General features: G+C 61.4%; 8 protein-coding genes. 5 read left to right on the top strand and 3 right to left on the bottom strand.

Annotated elements, in window-relative coordinates:
• A partial coding sequence (locus HUK84_RS06735; RefSeq protein ID WP_246285475.1) for an OB-fold nucleic acid binding domain-containing protein occupies window positions 1–513 on the top strand: 513 nt, incomplete at its 5' end.
• A gap of 58 nt (window positions 514–571) precedes the next feature.
• On the opposite strand, the gene HUK84_RS06730 is transcribed toward HUK84_RS06735, so the two are convergent.
• Together HUK84_RS06730 and HUK84_RS06725 are read right to left on the bottom strand one after the other, a co-directional pair.
• Window positions 572–1,111, bottom strand: a complete 540-nt coding sequence (locus HUK84_RS06730) for a GlcG/HbpS family heme-binding protein (RefSeq protein WP_246285474.1) — start codon at window positions 1,109–1,111, stop codon at window positions 572–574.
• 156 nt (window positions 1,112–1,267) lie between these two features.
• Entirely contained in the window at window positions 1,268–2,569 is a 1,302-nt protein-coding gene (locus HUK84_RS06725) for a carbohydrate porin (protein ID WP_246285478.1), read from the bottom strand.
• A gap of 989 nt (window positions 2,570–3,558) precedes the next feature.
• Between HUK84_RS06725 and HUK84_RS06720 the strand changes: the two genes are divergently transcribed.
• Genes HUK84_RS06720 through HUK84_RS06710 form a run of 3 tightly spaced genes read left to right on the top strand, consistent with a single transcriptional unit; the run spans window position 3,559 to window position 7,238 of the window.
• Entirely contained in the window at window positions 3,559–4,104 is a 546-nt protein-coding gene (locus HUK84_RS06720) for a sugar dehydrogenase complex small subunit (RefSeq protein ID WP_176639593.1), read from the top strand.
• Window positions 4,105–4,119: 15 nt separating this feature from the next.
• The gene (locus HUK84_RS06715) at window positions 4,120–5,574 is read left to right on the top strand and encodes a c-type cytochrome (RefSeq protein ID WP_218064256.1); all 1,455 of its coding nucleotides are present in this window, start codon (window positions 4,120–4,122) and stop codon (window positions 5,572–5,574) included.
• A 29-nt stretch (window positions 5,575–5,603) separates the two neighbouring features.
• Complete coding sequence (locus HUK84_RS06710) at window positions 5,604–7,238, top strand: GMC family oxidoreductase (protein ID WP_176639592.1); 1,635 nt, start codon at window positions 5,604–5,606, stop codon at window positions 7,236–7,238.
• A 272-nt stretch (window positions 7,239–7,510) separates the two neighbouring features.
• Here HUK84_RS06710 and HUK84_RS06705 read toward each other — a convergent pair whose 3' ends face one another.
• On the bottom strand, window positions 7,511–8,227 hold the full coding sequence (locus HUK84_RS06705; RefSeq protein ID WP_246285473.1) for a GntR family transcriptional regulator: 717 nt from the start codon (window positions 8,225–8,227) through the stop codon (window positions 7,511–7,513).
• Window positions 8,228–8,407: 180 nt separating this feature from the next.
• Between HUK84_RS06705 and HUK84_RS06700 the strand changes: the two genes are divergently transcribed.
• The coding region (locus HUK84_RS06700; RefSeq protein WP_218064255.1) for an aspartate/glutamate racemase family protein at window positions 8,408–8,651 on the top strand (244 nt) is incomplete at its 3' end.

Raw genomic sequence — 8,651 nt, 5'->3', positions numbered from 1 at the left:
CGGGAAACCCTCGAGCCGGCGATCGCGCTGGCGCCGCTGCCGGCCGGGGCAGAGGTCGTGGACGATTACAACATGGTGGGGCTGAGCCTGCGCGCCCATCCGGTATTTTTCCTGCGGGAGGATCTGCGGCAGCGGGGATTCGTCTCCTGCCGCGCCGCCATGGCGATGCGCGACGGATGCCGGGCGGAGGCCGCCGGCGTGGTGCTGGTGCGCCAGCGCCCCGGGTCAGGCGAGGGCGTGTGCTTCGTGACCCTGGAGGACGAGACGGGAATCGCCAATCTGCTCATCTGGCCGGATATTTTCGAGAAATATCGCCGGGTCATCCTGTCCGCGACCATGCTGGCCGCGAAGGGGCGCGTTCAGCGGGAGGGCGACGTCGTCCACCTGGTCACCCTGGAACTGACCGATCTTTCCCCCCTGTTCGCCGATGTCGGGAACCGGGACGTCTCCGGGGCCGGGCGTTTCGAGAGCGCGGCCGCGACCATTTCCGTCAGGTCGAGGGATTTTCACTGACATCGGCAACCGCCATGCCGCTTCACCCGTTCGGGACGACGCGGCATGGCGGTTTGCATCACTTGATGGTCTGGACGCCTCGGGTGACGGCCTCTTTGGCCAGAGTCGCATCCGTTTCGCCTTCGCCGCCGCTGAGGCCGAGGGCGCCGATCAGCTTGCCGTTCGCCATGATCGGATATCCGCCGCCCGCGGGGAGCGTATCCGGCAGGGTGGCGATCATGTAATTGCCGGCGTTCAAGGCGTGTTCCATGTCCGCCGTCGGGCGGAGATAGTTCACGGCGGTCTTGGCCTTCAGGATCGCGAGCCTGACGCTTCCGAGCTGCGTGCCGTCCATTTTCTGGAACGCCACGAGATTGCCGCCGGCATCGACGATGGCGATCGCGACATGCGCATGCCGGGCCTCGGCGGCGTGCTCCGCGTGCGCGATGAAGGCAAGCGATGTGCCGAGGTCCATGGCACGCTCCTGGGACAGGGCAGGATGCGAAAGGACCAGCCCCGTGGCGAGCATGCAGGCCGCAGCCAGCGCGCCGCGCGCCGGCGTGCGCCGCGCGTCGGGAGAGGCCGCGAATGAGAGGGACAGGCCGGAGAGAAAGCGCATGATGGTTCGCCGTCGATGGGAGAGTGGGAAAGGGGCGGGACGGCGTGCCGTCCCGATCGGGCAGGGCTTATACAAGCAGGGCTTAATATAAGCAGGCTTCATATAAACAGGCCGCCGGGGGTCGTGTGAAGGGCATCTTCGGCCCGGCGGGACGCATCAGAAATTCGTCGTGAACTGACCGCCGAGCACGGCGACGTCCTTGAAGGTCGTCGTGGCGCCGGGATGCTGCATATACTGGAAATCGGCCTGAAGGTTCGTCGCCGGTGCCAGGTTGATGCTGTAGAATGCCTCGTACATGTTTTCCCAGTTCTGGATTCCGTAAACCGGACCCCATTGATTGGACAGGAAGGGCTGTCCGAGGGCCTGAGAGGATTCCTGCTGGAGGCTGACGGTACGGCTCATGTCGACATGCTGGAACAGGATGCCCACGAAATCGCCCGGCCGGCGCCAGGACGTGCCGCTGTCCACGAAGCCGACCCATTCGCGGTCGCGCATGGCGACCTCGTTGCCCTGCGCATAGCCTGCGCCGCCTTCGATGATCAGGCCGTTGGTCAGGCCCGGTCCGTTGCGCATAAGCATCTGGTCGAACATCAGCCAGGCGACGTTCATGCCGGCTTCATAGCGGCGCGACTGACCCGTGGCCTGGAAGGAATTGCCGTTGATGTCCTCGTACAGGTTCGGATAGCGCGAATTGTCGTACCAATAGCCGATCTTGTAGTTGCCGCGCAGCTTGTCCCGGCCGAATTCGGGCATCCATCCGATTTCGAACTGCGACGTCACCTTGCCAAGGCCGCTTTGCGCCATGGCCCAACCCGAAATGCCGCCATTATAGGCGTGCGGGCTGACGGCGAAGACGCCGCCCATGATATAGGTCTGATCGGTCGGACGGATCCTGAGAACGCCGCCCAGATTCCCCGAGGGCCAGTCGCGGCCTCCGGGATTGTATTTCCCGGGTGCGAAATTGCTGCAGACCGAGACGTTCATGAAGAAACAGGCCGTATAATCGAAGGAGAAGAAGCTGCCGGTCGGGATGTCGCCCAGGGACAGGATGACGTGTTTGTTGAAAAAGGTCTTGTCCGCATAGAGTTCGACGAGATGGGCGACCACGTTGCCGCGCGCGCCGTAGATCTGTTCGGGGTTGGTAACGGAATCGCCCACGGCCTGGCTGAAGCTCCGGCCGTGTCCATTGACGACGAGCATATGGGTCCAGAAGCCGTTCACCCCGGCAAGGCGTTGCCAGTCGATATCCAGCTCTCCGGCGACCTGGCCGGCCAGGACGTTCGCCCGGGTCTTGCCGCCGGTGATGTTGCCCATATATTCCTCGTTCAGAGAGAAATTCAGGAAAATGCCGCGCTTGACCAGCCAGGGCTGGATGCCATGCCAGTCGCCGAACAGATGCGGCGCGCCTGCCAGCGTCGGGATGATGGGGCCGACATTGAATTCACCGACATTATCCATGGGATAGGCGATCCCCTGATATTCCGGCGGCGGCGCGCCCTGGTCGATCAGGTCATGCGGGACGGCCTGGGCCTGGGCCTGGGTCTGGGCATGGGCCTGGGCATGCGCCCCGTGCGAATGACAGAAAGATGTCAGAACAAAAGCGACAAGGAACCATGCGGCACTTTCAATGAAGTGACGTAAATGGTGACATTTCTTGCGTCCAACCATTGGAGTCCTATGGGAAACAGCGAAATTTTTTATCTGTGAAAAAGAGGCATTCGATTCATGAGGGGAATGGGGGCATCAAGTCTTCTTTCGTATCGGGGCATGGATCACTGGGATCCGGCTTAGCATAGACTGTTCGATTCCGTTATTGCGCTCCATGGATGTCCGTGTTGTCCAAGGAGAGCCGCCGGTCCCGAGACGGAAAATTTTTCTTTCGGAAAGGTCCGTTTCAAAAAATATACGGTGTAAAATCTACAGAACATAAAATCGTGGAAGTATCGCCAGATTAAATAATAATTTATACTTAGGGTATTAAATTAAATATCTGTTTAATATGTTCTGTGAATGCTGCGGGAAAAATAAAATAACATAAATAATTATTTATTTTTGCCTAAGAAATCATATAATAAAATTGATATTATATAAAAATTATATTAATATTTCGTAAAATCCCGGCAGAATACCGAATTTGATAGGTTTATATTTGAAATAATATTCAAATATTTATAATTAACTGCGAATTATGGAATTATTCTTCTGATATCGTGTAATTGATGGGCTGTTTTTCCAAATGAACGACTCTCCTTTTCGTGGTCAAAAAAAAGTTACCTGTTCGCCCTCCCGTCCGCGGTCCCGGCGCATTGCGCTCACAAATTTCCGCGATTATGGATTGTCCACCCTTCTGGTAAAGTCCGCTGACGCTGGGAAGAAGATTTTGCGTATTTCTTGAATTTTTAAATTCACGCTTTCGATAAATCGGAAAAGATATGGAAAATACTGAAATGCGGGGGACGCCGCGCGCGCGCGGCCGTATGGTGTCCCGCCGCAATATGCTGATGGTGTCCGGCGCGTCGGCTCTCGGCTTGTTCGCACCGTCCTTCCGGTCGGCCATGGCCCAGGGGATCGGCGGCGCGGCGGGGGACGACACGGCGGAATTCGTCGCCTTTTCCCGTTTCGCAACCGGACACGACAATCTCGACCCATTGGTCGGGCGGTCTCTTCTGGCGGCCCTGCGTGCCCAGAGCACGGCTTTTCCGGATCAGCTTGCCGCATTGATCAAGACGGTTGCGGACAGCAAGCCGGCGGACGTCGAGGCGCTGGAAGAATCGCTGCGCGGCAATCCGCTGCATGACACGCTGCTGCAGATCATTCGCGGCTGGTATTCCGGCGTGATAGAAGACGGCACCGATGCTAAGGTCTATGCGTTCGAAAATGCCCTGATGTATCAGCCGGCGCGCGATGTCGTGGTGATTCCGACCTATGCGCATAACGGCCCGAATTACTGGGTCGCCGAACCTGCTCCCGTCGCGCAAATGCCGCAATTCTGAACGGGAGCGAAAACATTGAAGAATTCTGTCTCGAAGTCCGGAACGCTGCTGCGGCGTTTCTGGCTGGCGGCTCCGTTGGTCCTGGCGGGGTATGCGGCGCCGTCGCATGCGCAAGCATCGCAGGGAGAGCCGATGAGCCGCGGCCATTACCTCGCGGTTGCTGCCGATTGCGCGGCCTGCCACACCAACGGCCGTGACGGCGCGTTCCTGGCGGGCGGATATGCCATCGCATCGCCGATGGGGGCGATCTATTCGACGAACATCACGCCGTCCAGGACATACGGCATCGGCAATTATACGCTCGAGCAATTCTCCCGCGCCATTCGGCATGGTGTGCGGGCGGATGGCGCCCAGCTTTATCCGGCGATGCCTTACGGGTCGTATAGTCTGCTGACGGACGACGACGTTGCGGCGCTGTACGATTACCTCATGCACGAGGTCAGGCCGGTGGATCGGCCTGCGCCGGAAACCCGGCTTCCGTTCCCGTTTTCGATCCGGGCGTCCCTTTGGGGCTGGAAGCTGCTGAGCGGCGTCGTCGGCAAGCCCTACGTTGCCGATCCCGCGCAGAGCGCCGCATGGAATCGCGGCAAATATCTCGTCGATGGCCTCGCGCATTGTGGAGAATGCCATACGCCGAGGAATATCATTCTGGCACCGAAGACATCGGCCTATCTCGCCGGAGGAGATGTCGGATCGTGGCGGGCGCCCAACATCACCAGCGATGTCGTGGCCGGGGTCGGCGGCTGGTCCGGCCAGGCGCTTCAGACCTATCTGCAGACGGGCAAAACCGCCCATGCCCGTGCCGCGGGACCGATGGCCGAAGCCGTCGAGCATAGTTTCCAGTATCTGACGCCGGATGACCTGGCGGCGATCGCGGTCTATGTGAAATCGGTGCCGACGATCGGCGAGCCGGGCCAGAGCGTCGCGAATTTCGCGCATGGCGGCAAGGCGGCGCCGTTCGATTACGCCGCCGCCAATGCGCGGCGCGGCGACAGCACCATCACGACCATGGCGGCCGGCAATGTCCTGTACGAATCGGTCTGTGCTAGCTGCCACCAGTCGGATGGCAGGGGCAGTGCCGACGGATATTATCCCTCGCTGGTCGGCAACACGACCACGGGTCAGTTGAACCCGAACGACCTGGTCGCGAGCATTCTTTTCGGCGTCGACCGGACGGTCGGTGGCCGTGAAATCCTGATGCCCGGTTTCGACGGACATTCCCTGGTGCAGTCGCTGTCCGATCAGCAGGTCGCCTCGATCGCCAATTACGTCCTGGCGCATTTCGGCAACGCGCAGGCTTCGGTGACCGCCGAGACCGTCGCCACGGTCCGCGCGGGCGGCAAGCAGGTCCCTATTGCGAAGCTTGCCGACCCTTCGGTCATCGCGGTCCTGGCTGTCGTCGGTCTCGTGATCCTGGGCGTTCTCGCTCTGGTGCTTCGTTTTGCCCTCAAGTCCAGACGCGCCGCCTGAGCCGCCGGGAAACAGGAGAAATTTCAGTCATGGCACAAGATACGCAGACGGCGGATGTCGTCATCGTCGGCGCGGGCATTTGCGGCTCCATGCTGGCGCACAAGCTTGCGCGCAACGGTCTGTCCGTGCTGCTGCTCGACGCGGGTCCGCACAGGGATCGCGACCAGATCGTCGAGAACTGGCGGAACATGCCGCCCAACAACAAGTCCCTGTACGACTACGCCACGCCGTACCCGTCGGTCCCGTGGGCGCCGCATACCAATTATTTTCCGGACAATGGCTATCTGATCGTCAAGGGGCCGGACGCCAGCGCGTATCGTCAGGGCATCATCAAGGGCGTGGGCGGCACGACCTGGCATTGGGCCGCGTCGAGCTGGCGGTATCTGCCGAACGATTTCCGCCTGAAATCGACGTATGGCGTCGGCCGCGACTACGCCATGAGCTATGACGAGCTGGAGCCGTATTATTACGCGGCGGAACTGGAAATGGGCGTGAAGGGCCCCAACGGACAGGAGATCATTCCGTCGGCGCCGAGGAAAAATCCGTGGCCGATGGATTCGATGCCCTATGGCCCGGGGGATCGTCTCTTCACGGAAATCGTCAAGCCGCTGGGCTATGACAATACGCCGGTGCCCCAGGCCCGCAACAGCCGTCCCTATGACGGCCGTCCCCAGTGCTGCGGCAACAATAACTGCATGCCGATCTGTCCGATCGGCGCGATGTATCACGGTGTCTACGGGGCGTGGAAGGCCGAGCGCCACGGCGCCAAGATCATCGCCAACGCCGTCGTCTACGCGATCGAGACGGACGCGAAGAACAACATCGTCGCGATGAATTATTACGATCCGGACAAGGGGACGCACCGCGTCGTCGCCAAGACGTTCGTCATCGCGGCCAACGGCATCGAGACGCCCAAGCTGCTGCTGCTGGCGGCCAATGACCGCAACCCCAACGGGATCGCCAATTCGTCCGACCAGGTCGGCCGCAACATGATGGATCACCCGGGGATCGGGATGAGCTTCCAGGCGGCGGAGCCCGTCTGGGCCGGCGGCGGGTCGGTGCAGATGAGTTCGATCACCAATTTCCGCGACGGCGCGTTCCGTTCGGAGCGTGCCGCCATCCAGATCGGCTACAACAACACGGCGCAGAATTCCCGCGCCGGGATGAAGGCCCTGTCCCTGGGGCTGGTCGGCAAGAAGCTGGACGAGGAGATCCGCCGCCGTTCGGCGCATGGCGTGGATATCTACGCCAATCACGAGATCCTGCCGAATCCGGAAAACCGCCTGGTTCTGTCGAAGGATCATCGCGACGCGCTGGGGATTCCGCATCCGGAAGTGACGTATGACGTCGGCGACTATGTCCGCAAGTCGGCGGTTCTGTCACGCCAGCATCTGATGAAGATCGCCCAGGCCATGGGGGGTACGGAAATCGAGATGACGCCCTATTTCACGCCGAACAACCATATCACCGGCGGGGCCATCATGGGGCATGACCCCAAGGATTCCGTTGTCGACCAATGGCTGCGGACGCATGACCATCCGAACCTGTTCCTGGCGACGGGGGCGACGATGGCGGCGTCGGGAACGGTCAATTCCACCCTGACGATGGCGGCGCTGTCGTTGCGTGCCGGCGATGCCATTCTGGAAGACATGAAGCACGGCTGACTCAGGTTCTGCTCGGATGCGCGCATCCGAGCAGGCAGGGCCGTCGGGCGAAACCATGGCATGGCGCATGTCCGGTGAACCGGTGTTCATCGGACATGCGTTTTGTTTTCCGGGGCCTCTCGCGGTCGGTCGGAACCACGCAGCGTCGTGGGATTTTCTGCAAAACGGTGACGTGGACCATGTCGTGACGGGTCTATCCCATCATGCCATCCCCCGAGGCCCGGGCTAGCGGCACCGGCTTGCCGCCGGGGCGTGGCGGCGGATGCGGATCGTCATGACGGGGCGAGAAGGAAGCTGAGCGAGGTGACGGGCGGGGGGGCGAGGGAGAAATCCATGTTGCCCTCGATTTCCAGCAGATGCCGCGCCATGAGGCGTGCCGCCTCCATGGTCGCCCCTTCGTGGATCGCCGCCAGAATTTGCCCGTGATCCATGGTCAGGCAGCAGGTCGCCTTGCGCCGCTCGAACAGGGCGATGATCAGGGACGTCCGCAGGATGAGGTCGCGCAGCATCGCCGCGATGACCGGGTTGCCGACGGCCAGGGCGAGTTCGAGATGGAACTGGCCGGACAGCCGGATCATGTTCACCGAATCATTCTGGCGATGGCTTTCGCGCTCGCGCTCGATCGTCGCGCGCAGCGTTTCGTACGCCTCGTCCGTCAGTTTCCGGCAAGGATGTTCGACGGTGCCGATTTCGAGCACGCGGCGCGCTGCGAGGATATGCATCGCGTCCTCGGGCGTCGGCCGGGCCACCGAGGCGCCGCGGGCCGGTTGCAGCACGATGATATGTTCGCGTGACAATGCCAGCAGGACGCGGCGGACGCGCGCGCGCGTCGTCGCGAAGGTCTCCGCAAGATGCTCCTCGGGCAGCTTGCTGCCCGGCGGCAGGCGCCGCTCGAGGATCGCGTCGCGGATCCGGTTCGCGATCGTGGCTTCTTCCGGCGCGAGGCCATTGGAATCGGTCGGGTCGAAAAACGAAAGCGTCATGGACATGGCGGTTCTGGCTGTCTCGGTAGCATGAGGCGCATGATCGATTGTGAACGTCATGCATGGCCGCCGCATCCCTGTCCAGTGAAAGGGCTGCCACTTATAGATTGTAAACAAAAAAGATGAACAATAGGATGGCGAGCGGCGAGGCTCTTCCGCTTCCGCCCTGGTCGCAAGGGGGACGCCGTGCCTCGGCTTCTGCTTTTCAATCCCAATACCGATGCCGCGCTGACCGCCCGACTGGTGGCGATCGCGCGGCGCCAATTGCCGGATTGGGCGGTGCGCGGCATGACGGCGCCGCGCGGGGCGCGGTATATCGCATCGCCCAAGGCCTTGCGCATGGCGGGCATGGTCGCCATGGACTGCCTTGCCGGCCTGGACCTGGCGGGGTGCGACGCCGTCCTGCTGGCATGTTTCGGCGACCCGGCGC

The organism is Nguyenibacter vanlangensis, from assembly GCF_013376155.1.
Taxonomy (GTDB): Bacteria; Pseudomonadota; Alphaproteobacteria; order Acetobacterales; family Acetobacteraceae; genus Gluconacetobacter; species Gluconacetobacter vanlangensis.
Note: the sequence above shows the minus strand (reverse complement) of the source record. Positions and strands in the feature narration are given on the sequence as shown.

Coding starts and splice junctions, on each gene's coding strand:
- HUK84_RS06710 (WP_176639592.1), top strand. CDS start 5,604: ATGGCACAAGATACGCAGACGGCGGATGTCGTCATCGTCGGCGCGGGC.
- HUK84_RS06730 (WP_246285474.1), bottom strand. CDS start 1,111: ATGCGCTTTCTCTCCGGCCTGTCCCTCTCATTCGCGGCCTCTCCCGAC.
- HUK84_RS06720 (WP_176639593.1), top strand. CDS start 3,559: ATGCGGGGGACGCCGCGCGCGCGCGGCCGTATGGTGTCCCGCCGCAAT.
- HUK84_RS06705 (WP_246285473.1), bottom strand. CDS start 8,227: ATGTCCATGACGCTTTCGTTTTTCGACCCGACCGATTCCAATGGCCTC.
- HUK84_RS06725 (WP_246285478.1), bottom strand. CDS start 2,569: ATGGATAATGTCGGTGAATTCAATGTCGGCCCCATCATCCCGACGCTG.